Origin of the sequence: Psychrobacter sp. 4Bb (assembly GCF_002836735.1) — a bacterium.
Lineage (GTDB): Bacteria > Pseudomonadota > Gammaproteobacteria > Pseudomonadales > Moraxellaceae > Psychrobacter.
Genome location: NZ_PJAS01000075.1, coordinates 103,327 through 127,688, shown reverse-complemented (window position 1 = coordinate 127,688; position 24,362 = coordinate 103,327). Strand labels below are relative to the sequence as shown.

General features: G+C 42.3%; 25 protein-coding genes and 1 pseudogene. 21 read left to right on the top strand and 5 right to left on the bottom strand.

The window, feature by feature from the left end; translation table 11 throughout:
* Nucleotides 1-100: 100 nt before the first annotated feature.
* Entirely contained in the window at nt 101-826 is a 726-nt protein-coding gene (locus CXF60_RS13285; RefSeq protein WP_102092306.1) for a GntR family transcriptional regulator, read from the bottom strand.
* A gap of 337 nt (nt 827-1,163) precedes the next feature.
* Here CXF60_RS13285 and CXF60_RS13280 point away from each other — a divergent pair, with 337 nt between their 5' ends.
* From CXF60_RS13280 to CXF60_RS13245, 8 genes are all read left to right on the top strand, one after another.
* Nucleotides 1,164-2,453: an SLC13 family permease gene (locus CXF60_RS13280; protein WP_102092305.1), complete on the top strand. Its 1,290-nt coding sequence runs from the start codon at nt 1,164-1,166 to the stop codon at nt 2,451-2,453.
* A 578-nt stretch (nt 2,454-3,031) separates the two neighbouring features.
* Nucleotides 3,032-4,045 carry a Bug family tripartite tricarboxylate transporter substrate binding protein gene (locus tag CXF60_RS13275; RefSeq protein ID WP_102092304.1) on the top strand — a complete coding sequence of 338 codons (1,014 nt, stop codon included), beginning with the start codon at nt 3,032-3,034 and terminating at the stop codon, nt 4,043-4,045.
* 116 nt (nt 4,046-4,161) lie between these two features.
* Nucleotides 4,162-4,617, top strand: coding sequence for a tripartite tricarboxylate transporter TctB family protein (locus CXF60_RS13270; protein ID WP_102092303.1), 456 nt, complete (start codon nt 4,162-4,164; stop codon nt 4,615-4,617).
* A 5-nt stretch (nt 4,618-4,622) separates the two neighbouring features.
* Complete coding sequence (locus CXF60_RS13265) at nt 4,623-6,128, top strand: tripartite tricarboxylate transporter permease (RefSeq protein ID WP_102092302.1); 1,506 nt, start codon at nt 4,623-4,625, stop codon at nt 6,126-6,128.
* A 186-nt stretch (nt 6,129-6,314) separates the two neighbouring features.
* Nucleotides 6,315-6,752 (top strand): sulfite exporter TauE/SafE family protein, encoded by a 438-nt coding sequence (locus CXF60_RS13260; RefSeq protein ID WP_228707139.1) that lies wholly within the window; start codon nt 6,315-6,317, stop codon nt 6,750-6,752.
* Between the two features lie 29 nt (nt 6,753-6,781).
* A complete protein-coding gene (locus CXF60_RS13255) occupies nt 6,782-7,228 on the top strand; it encodes a sulfite exporter TauE/SafE family protein (protein WP_228707138.1) in 447 nt (148 codons plus the stop codon).
* 280 nt (nt 7,229-7,508) lie between these two features.
* On the top strand, nt 7,509-7,928 hold the full coding sequence (locus tag CXF60_RS13250; RefSeq protein WP_228707142.1) for a TetR family transcriptional regulator C-terminal domain-containing protein: 420 nt from the start codon (nt 7,509-7,511) through the stop codon (nt 7,926-7,928).
* Between the two features lie 159 nt (nt 7,929-8,087).
* Complete coding sequence (locus CXF60_RS13245) at nt 8,088-8,366, top strand: peptidylprolyl isomerase (protein WP_102078430.1); 279 nt, start codon at nt 8,088-8,090, stop codon at nt 8,364-8,366.
* Nucleotides 8,367-8,590: 224 nt separating this feature from the next.
* On the opposite strand, the pseudogene CXF60_RS13240 reads toward CXF60_RS13245, so the two are convergent.
* Nucleotides 8,591-8,782 (bottom strand): annotated as a pseudogene (locus tag CXF60_RS13240) (pirin-like C-terminal cupin domain-containing protein); the annotation flags it as partial.
* Nucleotides 8,783-8,988: 206 nt separating this feature from the next.
* Between CXF60_RS13240 and truC the strand changes: the two are divergent.
* Nucleotides 8,989-9,762: a tRNA pseudouridine(65) synthase TruC gene (gene truC, locus CXF60_RS13235; protein ID WP_416376890.1), complete on the top strand. Its 774-nt coding sequence runs from the start codon at nt 8,989-8,991 to the stop codon at nt 9,760-9,762.
* A 233-nt stretch (nt 9,763-9,995) separates the two neighbouring features.
* Nucleotides 9,996-10,436 carry a hypothetical protein gene (locus tag CXF60_RS13230; RefSeq protein ID WP_102078679.1) on the top strand — a complete coding sequence of 147 codons (441 nt, stop codon included), beginning with the start codon at nt 9,996-9,998 and terminating at the stop codon, nt 10,434-10,436.
* A 441-nt stretch (nt 10,437-10,877) separates the two neighbouring features.
* On the opposite strand, the gene CXF60_RS13225 is transcribed toward CXF60_RS13230, so the two are convergent.
* Nucleotides 10,878-11,750: an alpha/beta fold hydrolase gene (locus CXF60_RS13225; protein WP_102092298.1), complete on the bottom strand. Its 873-nt coding sequence runs from the start codon at nt 11,748-11,750 to the stop codon at nt 10,878-10,880.
* A 7-nt stretch (nt 11,751-11,757) separates the two neighbouring features.
* Nucleotides 11,758-12,549, bottom strand: a complete 792-nt coding sequence (locus CXF60_RS13220) for a class II aldolase/adducin family protein (RefSeq protein WP_227673240.1) — start codon at nt 12,547-12,549, stop codon at nt 11,758-11,760.
* Nucleotides 12,550-12,634: 85 nt separating this feature from the next.
* On the opposite strand from CXF60_RS13220, the gene CXF60_RS13215 reads away from it, so the two are divergent.
* From CXF60_RS13215 to CXF60_RS13170, 11 genes are all read left to right on the top strand, one after another.
* Nucleotides 12,635-13,324, top strand: coding sequence for a Crp/Fnr family transcriptional regulator (locus CXF60_RS13215; protein ID WP_180958154.1), 690 nt, complete (start codon nt 12,635-12,637; stop codon nt 13,322-13,324).
* A 141-nt stretch (nt 13,325-13,465) separates the two neighbouring features.
* Nucleotides 13,466-15,184 carry a phosphoethanolamine transferase gene (locus tag CXF60_RS13210; protein WP_102092296.1) on the top strand — a complete coding sequence of 573 codons (1,719 nt, stop codon included), beginning with the start codon at nt 13,466-13,468 and terminating at the stop codon, nt 15,182-15,184.
* A gap of 106 nt (nt 15,185-15,290) precedes the next feature.
* Nucleotides 15,291-15,986: a response regulator transcription factor gene (locus tag CXF60_RS13205; RefSeq protein ID WP_102092295.1), complete on the top strand. Its 696-nt coding sequence runs from the start codon at nt 15,291-15,293 to the stop codon at nt 15,984-15,986.
* 128 nt (nt 15,987-16,114) lie between these two features.
* A complete protein-coding gene (locus CXF60_RS13200; protein WP_102092294.1) occupies nt 16,115-17,455 on the top strand; it encodes a sensor histidine kinase in 1,341 nt (446 codons plus the stop codon).
* 177 nt (nt 17,456-17,632) lie between these two features.
* Nucleotides 17,633-18,106, top strand: a complete 474-nt coding sequence (locus tag CXF60_RS13195; protein WP_102092293.1) for a diacylglycerol kinase — start codon at nt 17,633-17,635, stop codon at nt 18,104-18,106.
* Between the two features lie 114 nt (nt 18,107-18,220).
* Nucleotides 18,221-19,045: a PAP2 family lipid A phosphatase gene (locus CXF60_RS13190; protein ID WP_102092312.1), complete on the top strand. Its 825-nt coding sequence runs from the start codon at nt 18,221-18,223 to the stop codon at nt 19,043-19,045.
* Nucleotides 19,046-19,302: 257 nt separating this feature from the next.
* Complete coding sequence (locus CXF60_RS13185) at nt 19,303-19,917, top strand: YceI family protein (protein ID WP_102092292.1); 615 nt, start codon at nt 19,303-19,305, stop codon at nt 19,915-19,917.
* A gap of 73 nt (nt 19,918-19,990) precedes the next feature.
* A complete protein-coding gene (locus CXF60_RS14620) occupies nt 19,991-20,857 on the top strand; it encodes a c-type cytochrome (RefSeq protein WP_228707137.1) in 867 nt (288 codons plus the stop codon).
* A gap of 3 nt (nt 20,858-20,860) precedes the next feature.
* Entirely contained in the window at nt 20,861-21,412 is a 552-nt protein-coding gene (locus CXF60_RS14615; RefSeq protein WP_228707136.1) for a c-type cytochrome, read from the top strand.
* An 82-nt stretch (nt 21,413-21,494) separates the two neighbouring features.
* On the top strand, nt 21,495-23,096 hold the full coding sequence (locus CXF60_RS13175) for a flavin monoamine oxidase family protein (protein WP_102092291.1): 1,602 nt from the start codon (nt 21,495-21,497) through the stop codon (nt 23,094-23,096).
* 87 nt (nt 23,097-23,183) lie between these two features.
* Entirely contained in the window at nt 23,184-23,843 is a 660-nt protein-coding gene (locus CXF60_RS13170; RefSeq protein ID WP_102092290.1) for a c-type cytochrome, read from the top strand.
* 21 nt (nt 23,844-23,864) lie between these two features.
* On the opposite strand, the gene CXF60_RS13165 is transcribed toward CXF60_RS13170, so the two are convergent.
* The gene (locus CXF60_RS13165) at nt 23,865-24,284 is read right to left on the bottom strand and encodes a PaaI family thioesterase (protein ID WP_102092289.1); all 420 of its coding nucleotides are present in this window, start codon (nt 24,282-24,284) and stop codon (nt 23,865-23,867) included.
* Nucleotides 24,285-24,362: the final 78 nt, after the last annotated feature.

The window sequence follows — 24,362 nt, the reverse complement described above, 5'->3', positions numbered from 1 at the left end:
TCTCCTACGTTCTTTAGTATGAGAACACGATGGTATCTTTAACTCAGACGATAGCTTATCTTATCTTAAGACAAGAAATCTATTAATGGCTTACTATTTATTAAATAATATTAACTTCATAGCTGAACTTCTCCGCCATTCCATATGACTCTCTATATTCGATAGGATCACCTTCTAAACTCTTAGCAATACGGCATACCTTCACTAGGTTTTCTTGCTCATTATTATCTAAATAAGGGTCTACATGATTGGCTACAAAAAATAAAGTCTCTACGGCGGATGAGACAAACTGGCCACACTTTGTATAATAAAACGGATATAGCAAATTCTCAAAATCTTCAGGCTCTAGATTTACAAAGGCTTGATAACGACTCTTAGGTAGCCAGATTTTTTCACTGAGCGAAACTTTGCCTTCAATAATACGCACACGCTCTATATAAATAAGCGCTTTATTCTTACCAATATCTAGCTTTTTGTTAATCTCTTCAATACCCTCTATTACCATGACCTTTTTGACCACGCCTGTCGGTGTCGCATAGCAAGCATCTTTATCACGAAATTTAAAAAACCGTAATAATGAGCTTTCAAAATCGGGACGCTTTAGAAAGGTACCTCTGCCTTGATACTTGGTTAATACGCCATCGTCGACCAGCTTCTCAACCGCTTTTCGAACGGTTCCGACTGATACTTGATACTTATCTGCAAACTCCTGCTCAGTCGGTAAAGGTGTGTTTTCGTCCCATTTACTTTCTGTCAGTAAAGTCAAAATGTGCCATCGCACTTGCTCATACCGTGGTATTTTAAATTTTTCTAAATTTTTTAGCATTATTTCACCACAATTTAAGGGGTTTATGAATTGTTTGACTGTTTTTAAGCATTGTTATCATTCTAGAGATTGGGATACAACGGAGTACTCTATCTTAAGCGCTAAGAAAACCTTATATATCATTGCAATACTAACGACTGTCTGGCACTTTGTGGGCAATCTTATCTAATTCATATTACTTTTTTTGCTATTATTCCACTTATTTATACGTGCATTTCAGGCTTATACGATTCTGTAATCTAGAAAGTTGTTTGTCAATATTCTCGTAATGCTCTTTACCTATAGAAGTCAATACAGTTCTCTATAGAATTCATGTAGTTAAGCTCAAGGGACAGTAATGACTCTTTATATTCTAGCCGCAATAGTAATATGTATTATTTTGGGCTATACCACCAAGATCAATATTGGTCTATTTGCTATTGCATTCTCATACCTCATTGGCTGTTTCGGTATGGGAATGAGCGCTTATGAAATTGTTGAGCTGTGGCCTCTCAAAATTTTCTTTGTTATTTTTGCGGTTACTCTCTTCTATAATTTTCCTTTAGCGAATGGCGCTTTAGAAAAACTATCGAATCATTTGATCTATAGATGCCGTCATTTTCCCGAGTTTTTACCCTTGGTTATTTTCTTTGCTGCTACGGTCGTTGCTGGCTTAGGGGCTGGCTATTACACCGTCTTAGCCACGATGGCACCTATGATTCTGTTATTGTCTAAACGTACTAATTTGAATCTTGTCATTGCTACTTTATCTGTTAACTATGGTGCATTGGCTGGTGCTAACTTTATCACCTCACAAAGCGGGGTTATCTTTCGAGAGCTGATGCGCGGGGCCGGCGTCGCAAATGATAATACCTTTACTTATGTTTTAGGTGTCTTCGCGGTTACCTTTTTCATGCCAGTGATCGTCTTAGGTATCTATTGCTTTTTTAATGCCAAAAATAGCAAAATAGCGATTCAAACGATAGTACCAGAGCCTTTCGATAATAAGCAAAAACAATCTATTATGCTGATTTTTATCATGATGGCTATCGTGCTTATTGTACCCATCTTAAATCTACTAACGCCTAACATAGAAGCGATTCAGTTTTTGAACGCTCGGATTGACATTGGTTTTATCGCCATTATTTTTGCCTTAATCAGTTTATTATTAAAATTAGGGGACGAAAAAACAGTAATTGCCTTAATTCCTTGGAATACACTTATTATGATTTGTGGGGTCGGCATGCTGATCGGCCTTGGCGTCGAGATCGGTGTTATTTACGAGCTAACAGAATGGCTAAGTACCAACGTTCCTATCTGGATGATACCAATTTTGGTATTTGTTATTAGCGCAATCATGTCAATCTTTGCTAGTACACTTGGCGTGGTCGCTCCTACTCTATTTCCTATGGTGCTGCCTTTAGCCGTCGCCTCTGGACTTAGCCCTCTATTGTTATTTACCTGTATTGTAGTGGGAGCACAAAGCTCATCACTCTCTCCTTTCTCATCAGGAGGTAGTCTAATGTTGGGCGCTTCTCAAGTAGTTATAGAAAAAAACAAGCTGTTTAATGCGCTATTATTCAAAGCGGTACCCTTAGATATTGGTATTGGTATATTAGCTATTTTCATTATCCAGCTGCTGTTTTAACTAGCATGTGTTCTTATGTTTAGAATGAGAACATGCCCTGCCCTTAAACAAATCCATTCCAAAAGACAGTTTTGAAACAGCTGTCTTTTGACTAACATATACGACCAAATTTCTTAAATACCTAATAAAGTGCCCGTCATGGCGCTTAGTCTCATCTCACTGAATTCATCTACCGAGTTAGCTCTTTTCCTTATCCAAAAAAACATGCCCTAGCACATTTTTAACATCTCTCTCATGGTTATAAATACCTATAAATCATTGTATTCATTAGTTTTTATCGACATCATCATCTTGTATTCGGAAGGTTTTTCTGTCTTTTCTTTCCCTTGATACTAAGGCGATAAGTAATTTTGTATCAGTCATTGTGATAGTACCTTAAAATAAAATTCATGTATACATACATATGTTTCTTGTTATTTCTATAATATTCTGTTACTTTTGCAAAACGCTAAAAACTCTACTTTTATGAAGTTTAGTAGTTATTGTCAGGATGATCTGAACTTCATCTGTAATCACTTAATTATTTTGCTCAGAATTCTATTGAGCTATTCATTAAAAATACACACAAGGAGTGTCGTGTGAACAAACTATCCTATTTGGCTCTTGGCCTTTCTGTACTTACCCTTACCGCATGTAATAAATCTGATACGGCAGCATCTGATGCCAGTTATGACGCCCCTTCACGTCCAGAATGTATCGCCCCAGCAAAACCAGGCGGTGGCTTTGACTTGACTTGTAAACTTGCTCAAGCTGGCCTCAGAGATACTGGCCTATTAGAAGATCCAATGCGAGTCACTTATATGCCAGGCGGCGTCGGTGCTGTTGCTTATAACAAAATCGTTGCCAATGATCGTGCTAATAACGATGCAATCATTGCTTTTTCTACTGGCTCTATCCTAAATCTATCGCAAGGTAAATTTGGTAAATTCACCGAAAAAGACGTGAAATGGCTAGCAGCCGTTGGTACTGATTATGGTGCTATCGCTGTCAATGCAGACTCACCTATCAAAGATTTGGCAGGATTGGTCGCTGAGCTTAAGTCAAATCCAAAAGCAATCAGTTTCGCCGCTGGTGGTAGTGTTGGCGGTCAGGACTGGATGCAAACAGCTATTTTAGCCAAAGCGGTTGGCGTTAATCCTAGTGACATGACTTATGTTGCGATGGAAGGTGGCGGCGAGGCTATTACAGCGGTCATGGGTAACCATGTGACTGTCGTAAGTGCTGGTATTGCTGAAATCATGCCACAAGCCACTGCTGGCAAATTACGTGTACTGGCAGTATTTGCAGATGAAAGACTGGGCGGCACTATGGCCGATATTCCTACTGCTGTAGAGCAAGGCTATGACGTTACTTGGCCTGTCATGCGTGGTTATTACATGGGTCCAGATGTCAGCCCTACCGCTTATGACTGGTGGAAAGCAAGCTTTGATAACATGCTTGCGGATCCAAAATTCGCTGAATTACGCGAGCAACAAGAGCTACTACCATTCTCTATGACTGGTGATGAGCTAGAAGCATACGTTTATAAACGTACAGGTGAGCTACGTGAATTGTCTGCTGAGTACGGTCTTGTTGATGCTGCAGCTAAGTAGCATTACTCAGATCATATCCCCTTAATGATTGAATACTGATTTTTATAGTATTTATCGAAGGTTGACAGATGAGACATCTATCAACCTTCTTATTTTGGAATTTAAGGAATACTTCTATGACAATGGAACGTGCGTTTTCTGGATTAATGGGGCTGTTTAGCTTATTTTTGGTCTATTTAGCTATTGGTTACGTTGCTCCTATTGCCTATGATCCTATCGGCCCTAGACCCTATCCTATTTTGATTTTCTCACTTACGGCGCTTTTGACCTTGGTTATTGCCTTTCGTCCAGCACGGTTTACGAAAGTCATCGATTTGGGCTATAACAACGTCGTGCTTAGAAATCTTGTGCTGTGTGTCAGCGCATTATTGATTTATAGCTTAATTTTTGAGCCTTTAGGTTTTGTGATTGCTACCACACTGATGTGTTTTGCGGTTGGTTTATTATTTGCCGGAAATCCTATTAAAAGCCTTATCTTTTCAGTTGTGATCAGTATCGCCCTGTATGTCTTATTTGACATGGCTTTGGATGTGATTCTGCCACTTGGAATATTATCAGGAATAATGGGATAGCTATTATGGAAACTTTTGACTTTTTAATGCAAGGTTTTGGCGTAGCGATGTTGCCCAAAAACTTACTGATTGCACTCATTGGCGCTTTTATTGGTACAGTTGTAGGCATGTTGCCTGGCCTTGGCCCTATTAATGGTGTGGCAATTCTATTGCCTTTTGCCTTTGCCCTTGGTCTACCACCCGAGAGTGCACTTATCTTACTGGCGGCTGTTTATCTTGGTTGTGAATATGGCGGTCGTATTTCTGCCATTCTACTTAACGTGCCTGGATCTGCCGCGGCGGTTATGACCTCATTGGATGGTAACCCGCTAGCGGTTCAAGGCAAGGCCGGCATCGCCTTATCCATCTCTGCGGTTGCCTCGTTTATTGGTTCTACGATTGCGACCATTGGTGTGGTGTTGTTTGCCCCTCTATTGGCCAAATGGGCTGTGTCGTTTGGACCTGCTGAATATTTCGTATTAATGGTATTCGCGATTTGCTGTTTGAGTGGTTTGGTTGGTGATCAACCTATCAAGACAGCAGTGTCAGCGTTAATCGGCTTGGGTCTGGCCACTGTCGGCGTCGATGCGGTCACAGGTATCTATCGCTATACCTTTGATTCAGTCAACTTATCTGATGGTATTCAGTTCACAACGATCGTTATTGGCTTTTTCAGTGTTAGTGAAATCTTGATTTTGCTCGAAAGAACCAGTACTGGTGGGAAAATTATCGCACAAGGTAAGCGTAGCTTATTCAACATAAAAGAATTTCTCTTCACCATTGGCGCCATGGTGCGTAGTGGCATAATGGGCTTTTTCGTTGGTATTTTGCCTGGCGCAGGTGCGACTATCGCGAGTGCGATGACCTATGCTAGTGAACGCAAAATTGCTGGAGACAATGGCAAATTTGGTGAAGGCGATCTTCGTGGCTTAGCATCTCCAGAGGCGGCTAACAACGCATCAGCATGTGGTTCATTTGTACCGATGTTGACCTTGGGTGTGCCAGGTTCTGGTACAACAGCGGTCATGATGGGTGCGTTGACTTTATATAATATCACGCCAGGTCCGCAGCTATTTACCGAACAGCCAGACATCGTTTGGGGTCTGATTGCCTCATTATTCATCTGTAACGTTATCTTGTTAGTAATGAATATTCCTTTGGTTGGCGTATTTTCTAAGCTACTTAATGTACCAAACTATATCTTGATACCATCTATTGCTGCTATCAGTTTCGTTGGTGTTTACTCTATCAACAGCACGACCTTTGATATGGTATTCATGGTAGGACTTGGGATATTTGGTTACTTCTTACGCAAGCTACATTTCCCTCTATCAGCCCTTATTCTAGGTTATGTACTAGGAGAGCTAATGGAGTCTAACCTCAGACGTGCCTTGTCTATTTCTCAAGGTGAGATGTCTATTCTATGGAGTAGCCCAATCACCGTATCACTATGGGGTCTGGTAGTTGTCATGATATTCATGCCAATCATTCGTAAAATGTATCGTAAGCGCTTTAAAAAGACTGCTGCATAAGTTCTTGCTAGTTCGTCTCTAAATCTCTCTCCGGCGGTGGTTATACTCTATGTATGGCCACCGTTTTTTTAGAGATAATTTCACCCTACTTGCAATAGTTGTTTAATACTCCTAGCTCTTTTTGTCAGCTGTCCAAAATTAGCAAAACATCACTACTTGATGTCACTTATGAAATAGGATTTTATAGTGCTCTTTGTTTTAGATTTATTGCAAACCATTCCAACTTGGCACTTAGTAGGTTTGTTTGTCGCTGGCATGGTTGCTTTTATTATCTCCACTATATCCGGCGGTGGCGGCGCTATGTTGCTGATACCAGTTACCTCTTCGATGGTAGGGACAGCGATTGCACCACCTGTGATCAACGTGGCTACCTTTCTGAGTAATGCCTCACGACTTTATCTATTTTGGCATGATATTGATTGGTCATTGACCAAATATTATGTCCCAAGCGCTATCGTAGGTGCATGGCTAGCCGCATTGGTGTTTAGTCGTTTGGACGCAGGCTGGATTCAGTTATTGGTTGGCGCATTTTTAGTCTCGACTATTTTCCAATACAAGTTTGGTAAAGTAAGTAAAACATTTGGGTGGTGTTCTAAAAAGTATGCTGGCGATAAAAGTCAATAAGAAGTCTATGCTAAGTTCTCTGATTATATATGGCTTTTAAAGCTTCAAAAATTGTTCAAATTTTGATCAGCATACTTTTTGACACACCACCAACATTTGATATGCCAAAAGTAGGTTTTGTGCCTGTGGGCTTTGTCATTGCCTTTATGAGCACTTTGGTGGGTGGCCTCGGCCCTATTCTTAACCCTTTTTATATGAATGCTGGACTAGAAAAAGAAAGCCTTATTGCGACCAAAACAGCTAATTCTTTCTTTGTAGGTATTGTACAAATCATCAGCTACACCTTTTTTGGGATACTCACCGTCAAGATATGCGCGTATGGTCTTGTATTAGGACTGGGCGCCGTGATTGGTAATATTATTGGCAAACGCTTTTTGGCAGGTATTAGTATTAGCCAGTTTAGAATTATGCTGCTGATACTAATGGTCATCAGTGGCCTAATAATGATAATAAGAAATATTGATGTGCTGTTCTAGAGACTCTTCCACTCTATGCCATGACCACTCATAGTCTATTCTTATAAATAAGCATAATTTTTTAACTTCATATATATTTGCCGATTAAAAATCTGCGTACAGTATTTTTATTAATTGCATTACAACTTACAATGTTATTGTTCAACCATATAATACCTATAATTCGATAGAATCAGTACATATAAGATATTGTCACTCCATAACATTCAGTTGACCTACTTTAAAATAGTAGAGGTTGTTCCAAAGTAAAGAAGTTCTGTATGTTGCTGTTTTAGAAAAGGTGCTGAGTAAGTGGTTATCGCCTTTGAGTGAGATTAACGCCAACCAAGATCCAAGAAATGCGCTCAAAACTTATATTGAAGAAAAATATAAGATTTCAAAGAAATCACCTGCAGCATCGAGACTATATGCACTAGAGATTATGCAAGGAGCGCCTCACTTAATGGGGGTGCTGAAGGGGCCTTTAAGATATTTGGTGCGAGAAAAGGTAGCAGTGATCGACGGGTGGATTGCAGATAATAAGATTAAGTCCGTGTCTGCCATCCATTTGATTTTTCATATTTGGGCGGTGACTCAGCACTATTCTGATTTTTCTATTCAAACTGAAGCGGTGTGTAATCATAGTTTGAGAAATAAGAAGTTCGCTAATGAGGCATTAAATACTAGCATTCAACTTCTGGTAGATAGTTTGATTCCGTGATTTGACATTATGAAGGTACAGCTATGTACCGAAACCCAAATAGTCGTGTCTGTATAGATAGTGACTTGGGAGAAATCAGCACCTGCAAGTGATGTTAGCAACTAAAGTAAGTAGTGATATAATGTCCTGATAATTAATATTTTATAGAAGGGTTACATTATGGCTCGTACCGCTAGCGCATTGCACATTTTAGTAAAACATAAAGAACAAGCTGAGGACATTATTGCCAAGCTTAAAAAAGGCGCTAAGTTTGATGTACTGGCCAAACGATACTCAACTTGCCCATCAGGCAAAAAAGGTGGCAGCTTAGGTGAGTTTGGCAAAGGTGATATGGTAGGGCCATTCGATAAGGTTTGCTTTACTGGCGAACTATTTACCCCGCATTTAGTAAAGACCAAATTTGGCTGGCATGTCGTAAAAGTCCTTTATAGAACTTAAGCATAGAACTTAAGCGTTGACGCTCTGATTGTAAGCCAACTGCGCTATATCTCAAATATTGTCCTGATTCGCGTATGCTTTAAAATCGTGGTAATTATGTGCGAATCAGGATTTGGTTTTTGGTCGACCTACCCCTTCTAATCCTTACATCAAACTACCCTTATTTTACTTAAGCAGTTTTCTACGAGTTAAGGTCAAATAGTGAGGGGCGAGACAAACTTTAATCAGCCTTTAAAGCCCCTAGGTAATTCAGGTGCAGGCAAGCGCTTCATATCAGAGTCAACATTGACGAAACGCTCATGACCATTATTCCAATCTATAATAGATTGCTCAACCTCAGCTTTGTTATCAGCAACGAAGTTCCACCACGTTAGTACTTGGTTATTAAGCGGTTCGCCGCCGATGAACATGATACGTGTGCCCTTTTGGCGGCCAACTTAATACTTTTGTTATTGGCGACATCGCTATCATGAAAACGGAATAACTGGTCTTGTCGACAAACCTTGCCTTCGGACTCTACCTCCCCTTCTGAAACCAAGATACCGTACTCAAAGTTTGGCTCTAAATTTATTATGCCACTACAGGTACAATAAAAAGAATATATAATTGACGCATCTAAAATATGAGCACTAAAAACATGGATATCGAAGGCAATACTGCTGATCAAATAGAAATTATCTATGAAGATGAGTATATAGTAGCGATTAATAAAGAAGCTGGTCTGTTGGTGCATCGCAGTTGGCTGGACAAAGGTGAGACACGCTTTGCCATGCAGCTCACCCGTGATGCGGTAGGCTGCCATGTGTTTCCAGTACATAGGTTAGACAAACCCACATCAGGTGTATTGTTGTTTGCTAAGAGCTCAGCCGTTGCACGTAGCCTTACCGAAGCGTTTACTGAACGCAAAGTGACCAAGCAATATTTGGCCGTGGTGCGTGGCTTTATGTCTGAACAAGGTACTGTTGATTATGCGCTTAGCTTTAAACCTGATGCCATTGCCGATAAGTTTGCGAACTTAGATAAACCTGCTCAAGAAGCGGTCACCCACTGGCAAAGTTTGGCACAAATTGAGCTGCCATTTGCAGTATCAAAAAAGCATGCCACTAGCCGCTATAGTCTGGTGCGCTTAACGCCTGAAACTGGACGCAAACATCAGCTGCGTCGGCATATGAGACATGTATTCCATCACATCGTGGGTGATACCAGTCACGGCGATATACGTCATACACGATTCTTTCGTACTCACTATGATTGCACGCGTATGTTGCTGCATGCACAGACTTTGGCACTCAGCCACCCCGTCACTGGTGAGCCACTAGTAATAACAGCGGGATTAGACGATCAATGTATGCGTATTTTAGAAGAATTCTCTTGGGTAGACAGCGCTAAAGCCTAAACTTATCTAAAATAGTCAGTGAAAAAAGCCAAAATACGGCTGCTAAAGGTTCGGTTCCCGAGTGAGGACTTGAATATTAGGCTGTAGCTCAAGTGATTTCAATTAACGTAACCTCCTGTGTCGCATTAGTGTACATCCGAGTGTATTTGACAACCTAGGCTTGATGGCTCTTCAAGTAAGTTATCATAGAGGCAATTTATCGCTGACTATTTAGCGCATTAGAGGTCATGAGTATGTCATTTAAAGTGTTGCCACGATTTATCGAAGAATTAGGTACTGAATATACAAGTCAAGATTCTAAATACTTCTTAGGTAAAGATAAGCTTAAAGAGTTTCCAAGTGTATTAAATCATATAAATAAGCTAACCTCAGCAGAGGCTAGCTTATTTTCAAATTATATGAGAAGTGGAGAATTAGTTTATGCATGGATGGGACTTGTAAAGGATCCAATTGATAGTAAGTATAATGTTTGTACAGGTGAGTACTCGGATGGAGTTTTTTTCTGGTATGACATGCACATTTATCTAGTTCAAAAATATCGCATAGATTTGCCTAAAGAGTTTAAGGCACACATTATCTCTTTTGGAAACAATTACGCGCATTTAAAAAAATTAGATCAAGGAGATTTGCAGGTATCAACTAGAAAATCAGAAAATATACTCTTAAAGTATTAACGGTATACCCCAGCGGAACCAGCTATTTCACCCTTTAAGCCTATTAACAGACTACTTAAAACAGACTGGTATAATGGAACCACTTATAACAGCTTTTAAGGATAGTTATATCTGTTAGGCTTTACTCGAGTACTTTATATTCTCATAATACACTTAAAAGATAGTCTCTTAGACTACGCTCCAAAACCTCAAGTTTTTCAAAATATCTTTTTTATCAAATCATCAGTATCTTGTAGCACCACGCATATAGACCACTCAATCATAATTAGCCATTTATTAGTGATCATCTTATCAAAAACCTTTTCCACAGCTATGTGACTACGCTCACGGATGTTAGTCTCATTTAAACTTACACATTTTTCTTGAAAGCTAAAAGATAACAAGAGAATAAAAAACGCAGAGCACCATTTGAAGCCCTGCGTTTGTTAGATTGAACTGTATTTACAGGATACTGTATCTAAATTGCAGATAGGCCGCTGTGATCGCTGCCGCATCTTCTACCTGCGGATAATGGCCTAACATAGGCATATTGGTTATATCAGCGTTGGGTATCAGCTGGCGATAACGATCAATCATATGCTGACCTGAGATGGGATCTTTAGCACCTGCAATCAATTTCACAGGTACGGTACTGTTGATAATCGCGCCTACCCATCGCTCGCGGTACTGCTGACGTTGGGGCATATAATTAATCAGCTTATGTATCACACCCAATCCATCATTGTGATTTAACAGCTGCCATAGCGTATCTATCACCTTTACTGTGGGCTGCGTGTCAGGGCCAAATATCCGTTGTAGACTGCCCGCAAATTTCTGCTTATTAATCAGCTTTGATACTAGAGGGCCTAATGGCGATAGCAGTAGTTTCTGTACCAAGATAGGTTTGTGCGTCTCAGGAAACAGACCACCGTTTAAAAAGCATACGCTAGCAATGTGTCGCTCAGCGCTCCCTTCGACTTGTCTGGCTAGCAATTCCTGAGCCACCGTATCACCATAGTCATGCGCTAATATATGATAATCACTAACGCCCAGTTTTTGCAAAACAACTTGATAAATATCAGCCTGTTCACTGATTAGATAGCGCGTGTTTTTGGGTTTATCTGACAACCCAAACCCTAGCATATCGAGTGTGATGACATAATAGTGCTCGGTTAGCGCATCCCACATGCCCTCCCATTCCCAACTGGCACTAGGATAACCGTGAATCAATAGCAATGCAGGCGCACTCTTATCCCCTGCATACCGAGTGAATATTTGATGCCCATGAATGGATTCATATTGCCCCTGCCGTTGCCACTCATCAAGAGTTATCATTAGAGACTTACTCCTCAAATGATGGGTCAGTACGGCGCAGTTTTCTTAGTAACGCAGGCCATGCGATATCACCATTTGCGCCTCGGGTCACTTGCTCAGATGCCGCTTGGATACCGGCCAATATTTGTGCTGGTATTGGCGTCAATGCACCGCCCCCGCTCTGTGCTTTGATCTGAATCTCACACGCTCTTTGCATGATATACATGTATAAGAACGCATTGGCAACCGTATCGGCACAGGTGAGCAGACCATGGTTACGCAAAATCATAAAGTGAGCATCACCCAAATCGGCAACCAAACGAACCTTTTCTTCAGGGTTTAAGGCGACACCTTCGTAGTCGTGGTATGCCAAGTTAGATAGTGGAAATAATGATTGTTGAGAGATAGGTAGCAGGCCTTTTTCTTGTGCTGAGACGGCAACGCCATCATTTGTGTGCAGATGAATGACGCAATGCGCATCATCACGAGCTTCATGCACAGCACTGTGAATGATAAATCCAGCTGGATTTACGTCAAACTCTGATGGTGCTACTTTTTCGCCTGCTTTGTTAACCTTAACCAGACTAGAGGCGGTAATCTCTTCGAATAACATGCCATACGGATTGATTAAAAATTCATCCTCAGTACCTGGTACGCGCGCAGAGATATGAGTGAATACCAAATCATCCCAACCATAAGAAGCAATCATTCGATAACAGGCGGCAAGATTTACGCGCATCTGCCACTCTTGTTCGCTCATATTATGGTGTACACTCGAGGTTGAATCGGTTGATGTCGCGGTTTGCATAGTTGTTTGCATGGTGTATTCCTTTACCGTGTTAGATATCCTGAATGATTACTTTACACCATTTCATAAAACCAAATCTGTCAAAAACATTACACTTATGAATATCAATCATTATTTGAATAACGACCCATGGTTTAGTCAATTGCCAGTCATTGTGCAGCCGCTACTGGCAGGCGATGCGGTGCTAAAGGTATACCAAAAAGGCCAAATGATTCATGCCATCGGTGACAACGATGATGCGGCGCTACACTTTGTCGTGTCGGGTACGATTAGAGTCTGTAACGTGAGCGCTAGTGGCCATGCCATGACGTTGGCGCATCTATCTAGTGGTGAGTGGTTTGGTGAGATATCTATCATAGATGACAATCCTCGCACCCATGATGCGTGGACGATTAATAAAGTAACGCTAATCTCAATCCCAAGAAATCTAGTCATTCAGACAGCGCAGTTGCATCCGATTTTATACAAGCACCTCGCGCTTATAACCTGCGAGCGAATCCGACGAGCATTTGATTGGATTGACGATGCTACCTCACTCAATACCTCAGCGCGATTGGCTAATATGCTGATTGGGCTGATTGACACTTATGGTAAGCAAGTGAATGGTAATATCAAAATAGATCTGCGCTTATCGCAAGAAGAGCTTGGCTTTATGCTTGGCACTACCAGACAAACCATCAATAAAATCATCCAATCGTGGCAAAAGCAGAACCTTATCGATATGCACTATGGTTTCATCACTATAAAGGACAAACCTCAGTTAATGGAAATGATGAATCCTGCCTGACTTGAATGTATAAAATCATCTCAGAAAACACCTCAGCATCTAACTTATTATAAGTAGCATCAACTGCCTTAACATCTTCTTAACAGACCACTTGCTATGGTAAGGAATGACGTTTCCTACCATCTGTTGAGAAGTATCTGTATGTCTATACCTCAAGTCATCAAGACCAATGTGCTAAAAATCAAAGCACCCAACGCCAATACAAAGACCAGCTACCTTAGCAAGCTCTATAATCGTGAGATAAATCTCAGTTATCTTATTATTATCGTGGCTTTATATTTGGTAGCGACTGCAAATATTGGGTTCTTTGAGCAGGTGCTAAATGTCTATCCATTTAGTAAAAACGTCGGATTTATCCTGTCTATTACAGGTTTGTTATTTGGACTGATGTGGCTGGTATTACAGCTGCTGTGCTATCGCCCTATTGCCAAACCAGTGTTGATTGCGCTACTGATTACTGCCGCCATATGCGGTTATTTTACCGATGCTTATGGGACGATATTTGATACCAACATGTTGATTAACAGTCTGGAGACCGATCAAGCAGAGGCCATGGGATTGTTTGCCCCCAGCATGGTCATTCGACTACTGATATTAGGCGTGTTGCCGGCATTTATCATTAGCAAAATTCGTCTAAAACGCTCTACTTGGCAACGCAGTATTCTACAAAAAACGGCAACCTTGCTCCTATCTGTTGCGCTAATCGCCGTTTGCATTTTGCCGTTTGGTGATCAGTACGCCAGCTTCTTTCGTCAACATAAACAAGTTCGCTCTTATGCCAATCCGATCACGCCTATTTACTCTACGATCAAACTTGGCGAAAACTATGTCGATGAGCTACGCCGTCCTGATACTTTCACGCTACATGCGACAGATGCAAAGCGCGTGGCACCTGCTAATAATGTGAATGGCGGCGGCAAACCAAAACTAATGGTATTTGTGGTTGGCGAAACGGCTCGCGCCGATCACTTCGGCTTGAACGGCTATACACGCAATACCACACCTTTGCTCTCAAAGCAGTCAGACCTTTATAGCTTTCAGAATGCTGTCTCTTGTGGAACCTCTACGGCCTACTCCGTACCTTGCATGTTCAGCTATGCAAATCGAACAGACTACGATATCGATACCGCTAAGTATAATGAAAACGTATTAGATACGCTCAGCAAGCAAGGGGTCAATGTCGTTTGGCGCGACAATAACTCTAGCTCAAAAGGCGTGGCTGATCGCGTTACTTTTGAAGACTATAAAACAGCTGACACAAACCCCAACTGCGATGTTGAATGCCGAGATATCGGTATGCTTGATGGGTTTGATGCACTTGTAAAGTCAGGCAGCTCACAGAAAGAAGTGCCGAAAGACACGCTTATTCTACTGCATCAAATGGGCAATCATGGCCCCGCCTATTATCAGCGCTATCCGAAAGAATTTGAAAAATATAATCCTGTCTGCATGACCAATGAGCTGTCTAAATGTGATGCTCAGTCTGTGATAAATGGCTACGATAATGCGATTCGTTATACCGATTATTTTTTGAACAATGTGATTGATACGTTAAAACCTTATGAGCAAGATTATGATGTGGTAATGGTATATATTAGTGATCATGGGGAGAGTTTGGGTGAAAATAATATCTACTTGCACGGCTTGCCCTACAAGTTCGCACCAGATACCCAAAAACACGTGCCCGCGGTCATTTGGTCACCAGACAGTAATAACATCGATGCGGATAGTCTCTCTAGTATGGTCAGCCAACCTGTGTCGCACGACGTTATTACACCAACATTGCTTAGCTTTTTTGGTATTACGACCGATGAAGTCAAAGGTGAAGCAACCTTTTTTAAACTGGGTCATTCTAATTGATTGGCTAAAAGTGAGTTATTCCAAATAATTTATTAAAACAGCTCACTACATACGTTCTTATATTACTCAGTCCTTTTAGGTAACCACTATTTTTTAGGTCAGCATCATGTACAAGATACTCGTCATTGAAGACAACCCCGATATCGTGGCCAATATTTATGCTTTTTTTGAGCCAAAAGGGTTTGAGTTGGACAACGCGCACAACGGCTATAGCGGGCTAACACTCGCCTCAAACAATCGTTATGATGTGATATTGCTAGATGTGATGCTGCCCGGTATGGATGGCACGCAGCTGTGCAAAAAACTCAGAGAAGAGCTGCATGATAAAACGCCCGTGCTAATGCTCACGGCTCGCGATACAATCTTGGATAAAGTCGCTGGGTTTGATAGCGGCGCTGATGATTATTTGGTCAAGCCGTTTTCGTTGGTTGAGTTGGAGTGCCGTATCAAAGCGCTCATACGTCGCCATGAGGACGATCATTTTGTACACAGTATCGCTGTGGGCGCGCTATCGTTGAACAACAGCGAACATACTATTATGCGCGAGGGCAAATCGATTAAGCTCACCCCAACTGGATTTAAGATATTACATATCCTAATGAGCGCAGCGCCTAGAGTCGTCAGTAAAACTGAGATTGAAGAAAAAGTATGGGGACTAGATATACCGAGTAGTGATGCACTGCGCACCCATATGCATAGCGTACGGGCGCAGGTTGATAAGCCATTTGACACACCTATGATAGTCACAGTACCTGGCGTAGGTTATCAAATTGTTGACCCTAATACATCAGCAAGCGCGTAGTCATGATTGCAGGATGCAATTGAATAAACCTCATGTGACTTACTAACCGACTTACCGTATCGTATTTATCGCTCTATTATATATCGCCCTGTTATATATCGCCTTTTTCTATTAGGTCATCTCATGCCATGCTCAATATAGACTCGATAGCCAATAAGTTCAGACTGTCTTACTTCATATTCGCGTTATTACTGTGCGCAGCTTTTGTCAGTATTTTCTTGTACGCAGAGAGCCGAATAGAGCAAGATTTGGTCAAGGCTCGCCTATTGCAGCAGCTAGAGCTTAGCCAAGAAAAGTATGGTGACCAGCCTATCTATGTCGCTGACCCAGGTATCAAGATTTATCGCTATGATAAAGCACCTGCCAGTTTGCAAGCGATAGCCAATGACACGGTGCAAGAGACTTCTGTCACTGTTAATAAAGCCTCTGGAACAGGTCATGCCAATTTGCATCTTTTTGCCTATACCCAAGATGGTCAAGCCTATATTTTGACTTACCTAGAAAACACCGAAATGGTGATGGGAAATTACCCAGTCTTGGCGATATTTGAACACCTAGAAGACATATTTGCAGATACGCTAAAAGTAGCCGTGATTCTAAGCTTACTTATCGCCGCTATCTTCTCTCAGTTATCTTCCAAACAGATCATTAAGCCTCTATTGGATTTGAAGCGAGCCGTCGAGACCGACCATCATAACTTAAGCGATTTAACATATTTGCCATCTGAGGTTGGTGTCTTGGCACGGGCTATCGATGAGAAAAACCACAAGTTAGAGCAATATCTCAAGCGCGAGCAACTGTTTACTGGTGATGTCAGTCACGAGTTACGCACACCGTTAACTATTATCATGGGGGCTTCCGAGGTGTTGGCCTCGCAACTAGACCCTGACAGCCACTTAAATGAGTTTACCAATCGCATTAGCACTACTGCCAAAGAAACTTCTGAGATTATCACAGCCCTGCTTCTACTATCGCGCGCGCCTGAAAAGTTAGATGCACCGCAAACCTCTATCAACAGTATCGCTTTAGCGGAAATGCAGCGCCTAAAATACTTGCTGCGGTATAAATCTGTTACTTGTCAGGTAATTGCCAAGCAGGAATACAGCGCTTACGTACGCCCCGAACTCCTAAAAATGGCATTGGGCAACCTCATAAAAAATGCGTTTCAATATACCGATGATGGCGAAGTAGCCATTACTATCGATGACGAAAAAATCACGGTGACTGATACTGGCTTAGGTATTCCTGAGGCAATGATGCCTTTACTCTATGAACGGTTTGAGCGACTAGAGTCTCAGTATAAAGACGAGCAAACAATCCTGTCGTCAGAGCATGAGACAAAACATAAGGTTGAAGGCTCAGGTCTAGGACTCAGTATCGTCCAGCGTATCATGTCGCATATGGGCTGGCAGCTCACTCACCAAGCCAATCGCTCAGGTGGTAGCACCTTTAGTATTTATTATAAATAACCTTATGATAATCCAAAGACATATTCATTTCCTAATCATAATTACTGATTGGGAAATAAAAATTTAAACAACCATTACGCTTTATTCTCAACCATCTATATCCTCTTAACGTTTTCTTAACCTCTCCCGTCTTATACTCAGGCTATCTTAATTTTAATAGACCATTAAGAATGCCCTATGAAGCAAATCACTCATACCGACCTTATAGACCCATCAGCCGAGCATAGTTCTGTCAACCAAACAGCACATGATAGTGCATTTGCAGCTGACAGCTTTGCAGGTCATGCCAAAGGCAAAACGGGAATCCAACGCATTATAAAAGCCACTGGTTACTCTATAGATGGCTTTAAAGCCGCATATAAATTTGAAGCGGCTTTTAGACAAGTTGTGTGGCTCAACCTTGTACTGCTAGCTGCTGTCATCGTTATGCCTTTTGCGCTTGGTATAAAAATGATGCTGGTCGTCGCTTCTTTTTTGTCGTTGATTGTCGAGCTGCTCAATACAGGAATTGAAGCCTGTGTTGACCATACTTCAACCGCCAAACACCCGCTCGCAAAAATCGCAAAAGATGTCGGCTCTGCGGCACAGTTTTTGTCTTTATGTTTGTTACTGATCTTATGGGTAATGGCATTGTCTGTTCTATTTTATTAAAGCATGGCGATCACTCGCCTAAGAGCGAAACGCGTTTCTAGCACTATCTTAAATAATAAAACGAAGGTCGTATTAAAATCCATCAACATCGCATATATGTTATCAGGTGTAGTCATGACTTCAGAAAACAACGCAATGACTTGGGACTGGCTAAAACTACTGTGCGTGACCATCATGGCCTCCTTGATTTTTGAGCATGGCCAATTAGACGTACGTATCAGTGAGCTTTTTTATAACAATGGACACTGGCTACTCGAAAAAGGCGCACAGCCTTATGCATTTATCTTTTATGATTTGCCCAAAGCATTATTGATTCTATTGGCTATCTACCTCATAGCGGTTTTAATCATCAAGTATAGACAGTCAAGGCTTAATGCTACTTCCCTAAACCGCAATAAGCTAAATCGCAGTAAGCTCAGTCATAATAAGCTTGATCAGTTTCTGCTTCCTTTACCTATGCGCGAGATAAGCTACCTACTGATTATATTGGCGATTGTACCTGCTACTATTGCCACGCTCAAAGGTGTCACCCATGTCAGCTGCCCAAATGACTTAGTTATTTTTAATGGGGATTTGCCCTACCTCAATCTTTGGCAAAACATCGTAGCAGCAACGCCTGCCAGATGCTTCCCAGCAGCTCACGCCAGCGCAGGGTTTTCTTTATATGGATTGGCTTTTTTACCGACACTAAGAAAATACCGCTATCAAATAGTCATATCAGTAACTATTTTGGGCTGGACAATGGGACTGTATAAGATGCTGTTTGGTGATCACTTCTTTAGCCATACATTGGTCTCAATGCTGCTGTCATTAACCATAGCCTGTGCGCTCGCGGCCTTATTTTTTAAACAATCGATTAAAAATAAAGCACACAGAATCAGCGATGATAAAGGACATACTGGTCTTAGCTTGTCTAGCATTGAACACTCTAATACTTAAAGTCAGCACTTAGGTTCAGTACCTATGCATCAGTACTCAGCTTCAATAATTAGGTATCAGTACTTAGCATCAATACTTGGAATTGACGTTCGGGCATGACAGAGTTGTTCGTTATCTCTTTACTAAAATAGCACTACTAAGTATTTGAAAAACCCTGTATAAATAATAAACAATCACTGGCTTATTGTTAAGCAAACGCACGGATAGCGCTTGTGAATAAGCTCCTCTATATCAATAGCCGGTAAAGGAATGTGGCTATGCGCTTGTTGTCTATTAGGCCAAAACCATCACATATCTATTCTTCTTTGACCATTCCATTGCTACTCGTAGGCACTGCAAATAGCAGTCAAGCTGCCAGTTACGCTATTAATCCTGCCAGCACTCATATTCGATTTTCTATCGAACGCTTTAAGAGTTCAGCCACGACTGGTGGCTTTTACAATATCAAAGGTCAATTGCAATACGATCCAAACTTAAGATCAGGTGATATCTCATTAATCATACCGATAAACTCCTTAAATACAGGCAATCCTTCTTTCAATAATAGTCTAACGGGGCCTGAATTTTTTGATATGCAGAGATTTCCTTCAGCACATTTTGAATCGACAAAATGGCATTTTAATCAAGATAAAAAAAGCCCGCAGGTCACTCGGGTAGATGGACAATTGACACTGCATGGCGAGACACACCCAATTAGCCTAACCGCGACTAAGTTCGATTGTTATCTAAACACGAGCATCAGAAAAGATGTTTGCGGTGGCGAGTTCACTGCTACGATTAATCGCACAAAATGGAATATCAATAAATTCGCTTGGTTCGGACTGACCAAAAACCTTGACTTAAGTATCAAGGTCGAAGCCGCCAGACAGTAGTATTTTTAATGTTTCGCCACTGTCTTAATAGATACGGGTAGTGATTTGCAGAAAGCTTAAAAAGGAATTAGACATGATTCATCGGTATTATAAGAGTATTGCGAAAACACTTTCTGCCGTCATGCCAGCATTGTCATTTTCTTCGATAATAACACTGACATTGGGATTCAGCTTAGTGTCTACCGTCGTGATGGCAGGCACGGTCAGCCTGCCAATAGACACTTTGCCCAGTCAAATAACCCTACCAAATGTCAGCCCAGCCAATAGTGCGCTTGCCAATCGCGGGGCTTACGTGGCACGCAGCGCCGACTGTATGGCTTGCCACCGTGATGACTATAGTGGCGGCGTACCAATTGAGACACCCATTGGCAATATCTATTCGACCAATATTACACCGTCAACGCGCTATGGCATCGGCAACTATACTGAATCTGACTTCAAAAAGGCTTTGCAAAAAGGTCGTGCACCCAACCATCAGCTTTATCCTGCGATGCCTTACCCGTCTTATCATGGCATGACAGATGAGGATATCAGCGCCTTGTTCGCGTACTTTCAAACCGTTTCTATCGTAGACAAACCACCTGAAAAAACCACTCATTTGCCTTTCCCGTTAAATATTCGTAGCTTGATGCTGGCATGGAATGTCATCAACGTACCCTCTACCGAAAATCGCTCAGGGCTGACGAACACTCAGCAGCGCGGTGAATATTTGGTCAATAACTTAGAGCATTGCGGCACTTGTCATACGCCGCGCAACTTAACTCAAGGCCTCGATAAAGACCGCTATTTATCCGGCGCACCACTTGGTAAATGGTTTGCACCAAATATCACCCCTGACAACGATACGGGTATCGGCCTTTGGAGCGAAATGGATATCGTAAATTACCTGCGTACAGGAACGCTTGATAAACGTGCTTATGCGGGCGGGCCAATGGCATAAGCCGTGGCGCACAGTACGCGTTATCTCACTGAAGAAGACCTGATCGCGATGGCTGACTATTTAAAAGTCGTTCCAGCCATTAAGACCGATGACTATCTAATACCTATCAATGTCTCTCGTCTACCGCAACCAGTCAGCGATTCTATTACTTATGACTTACTTGAGCAAAAAGACTATCTGGCGCGTGCCAAAACCAATAATGTCAGCAGTGCCAACAATAGCGGTCTGAACAGCAACACGCCAAAAGACTTATATCTCATCCATTGTGCCAGTTGTCATGGCGTCGATGGTTACGCTCAGCCAGATGCCCGCTATGCCTCTATTGTGGGTTTGAGTAGCATTCGCCGCGTAAAACCTGATGCGCTCGTTGGCGTCATTGCCTTTGGGGCAAAAGGTGCATTTAACACAGCACCAAAGATGCCCGGGTTCTCAGAAGATTTAAGCCCTGCACAGATTGCTGATATTACTAACTACGTACGAGTTAAATTTGGTGGTTTACCAAACAGCGACGTCATCGCGGCTGATGTGATACGCGTGATAAAAGAAAAAAGCTAGCCATAAAACTAACTATAAAAAATGCGCTCTAATCTTCGTCTTTTATAATAATGTAAAGACTTAGCACGATAAGGATAGTCCTATGAATGACCTGCTCCAATCCCCTACACGGCGGAAACTGCTCTCAATGATAGGCAAGACGGCAGGCGCGACCGCGATGTATCAAGCGATGACCACGTTGGGGTTTGCATCCGAGTCGAGCTTTAAAGAGGAGGTGAACCTCAAAGGCGCGCCGGCTGGCGCAAGTATCGTAATTTTGGGTGCAGGATTAGGTGGTCTGACTGCTGCCTATGAGCTACGTAAGGCGGGTTATAAAGTCACCGTGCTAGAGTACCAAAATCGTGGCGGTGGCCGTAGCTGGACACTTAATAGCGGTGATAAATATACTGAGCTTGGTGATGCTGAAGTTACTTGTGACTTTGAAAAAGGCAATTACTTCAATGGTGGTCCATGGCGATTGCCCATCCACCACTACGCGGTCTTTCATTACTGCAAAAAGTTCGGTGTGGCACTACAGCCTTTTATCCAAACCAATGATCGTGCTTATCTACATCGTATCAATCACTTCAATGGTGCGCCGCAGCGCTTGGGCGAAGTGCAAAACGATGTCCGCGGTTACGTGTCAGAGTTATTGTCCAAAGCCGTCAATAAAGGCAGTCTCGATAGTACGGTCAATAAAGAGGACAAAGAAAAACTCCTCGAAGGTCTAAAGGGCTGGGGCGTCCTTGATAAAAACTATCGCTATGTCAAAAGCCATGAGACTGGTAAGCATCGCGGCTATAGCATATATCCTGGTGGTGGTCTAATGCCTGATGCCAAGCCATCAACCCCCATACCGATGGATAAATTATTAGACTCAGGCATGTGGTCGGACATTTATAGCAACTATACTGTCCACGTGCATCAACCAACGATGTTTCAGCCTGTTGGCGGTATGGGAAAAATTGGTGATGCGTTCACACGAGAATGCCGTGAGATGACTACCTTCAATGCCAAAGTCACCAAAATCAATCAAGACGAAACTGGGGTCACCGTTGACTATGTCGATAGTAATAGCCCTGATGGTGCCACCAAAACAGTGCGCGCGGATTGGTGCATTTGTACTATCCCCTTGTCAATATTGACGCAGATTGATATCAATGTCTCCGCGCCAATGAAACAAGCGATGGCAGCCGTCCCTTATGACAGCTCGTATAAAGTAGGTTTGGAGTTCAAACGGCGGTTTTGGGAAGAAGATGAATGGATCTATGGCGGCATCACTTATACTGATATGCCTATCTCGCAAATATCTTATCCGTCGCAAGATATGTTTAGCTCAGGCTCGGGCGTGATACTTGGCGCGTATGGATTTGGGGAAGCCTCGTACAAGTTTAATTCATTAACCCCCAAAGAGCGTATCAGTGCGGCTCTCGCCTACGGCAAAAGAATTCATCCGCAATATACCAAAGAGTTCCGCTCAGGCACATCCGTCGCATGGCATCGTATCCCTTGGTCGCTTGGTTGCTACGGTATCTGGAGCGAGTCCAGTCGTGAGCAATATTACGATACGCTTTGCGAGATTAATCACCGTATCGTACTGGCAGGTGAGCATTGCTCGCATATTCCTGCGTGGCAAGAAGGAGCCATACTATCCGGTATGGATGCCGCCAAACGCTTACATCAAAAGGCTAAAAAACTTGGATAGTTAACTTTTGAGTAATGAGCTTTGAATAACAACTCTGCCGTTCAAGCAAGGATGATAACAATGAGACTAGACACATTAGGAATAATTATGAACGTGGTGACAGCAAAATCAATCAAATTATCTAGCTCGAGCAAGGCAATAATGATGCTCATGGTCGGCGGATCGATAGCCCTATCTGGCTGTAGTCAGTATAAAGCAGAAAACGCAGCTACTATCGCCAACCCGCAGACAGCGCCAATGCTATTTGACAATCAGGCCAGTCGCAATCAGGGCGCATGGGGCGGCGTATATATGTCCAAAGCAGAATTGACTGAACCCACCAGCAATATTGTCGATGTGCGCTCAATACCAAAAATGAGCGAAGATGCCAACCTGCAAAAATGGCTCGCAAAGTTTGAAGGCAGTACACAAGGCAAAACGGGGTTTTTTACTATCAACGGTAAAAAGCTCTACGATGACTCCTGTGCAGGTTGCCATATGCAAAAAGGTGAAGGCGCACAAGGCGCAGGGTACTATCCACCACTGGCCAACAACAGCAAGATGCAATCGAAGTACTATATTATTAGTGTCGTTATCAATGGCCTGCGCGGTATGCCATCATTCCACCGCATGATGAGTGATGAACAAATAGCAGCCGTCACACAATACGTGCATAGCGATCTAAATAACTTCACTGATATAGTGACCACTGCTAATGTCGCACAGCTACGCCATGACTTTCCACCAGGGTCAGACCCTAGTGAGTAAGTAAAATACACGACAAACTAACTAGCCCTCAATACGCTTAGGCGGCACCGAATACGTGCCAACTACGTGAGCCACAATGTCATCAGAGCCTTCTGAATAAAGGGACACCTCACCTATTATCAACGTGCGTCCCACTTTCATCAAGGTACATTCGGCGATAATACGAGCACTTGCTGATGGCTTACGCAAGAAGTTGATGGTCAAACTCGTCGTCACCGTTAATGGGACAATACCGATTCTTCCGAGTATCGCCACATAGATAGCGACATCAGCAACGGCCATCATGACCGGTCCTGAAACGGTGCCACCGGGACGCAGCTCGTTTATGCCAATCTCGTGCGATAAGGTCGCGCCATTTTCATTGACCGCCTCGACGACGCATTTGGTTTGGGGAAACTCCAATGCCATAAAGGCGCTGATTTCTTCTTTGGTTGCAGACATAACGCTTCCTTGAATTGAACTATCCATGTTGATTCGTTTAATACATGTATACGATCATCGCTAGTTGGCAAAATCGAA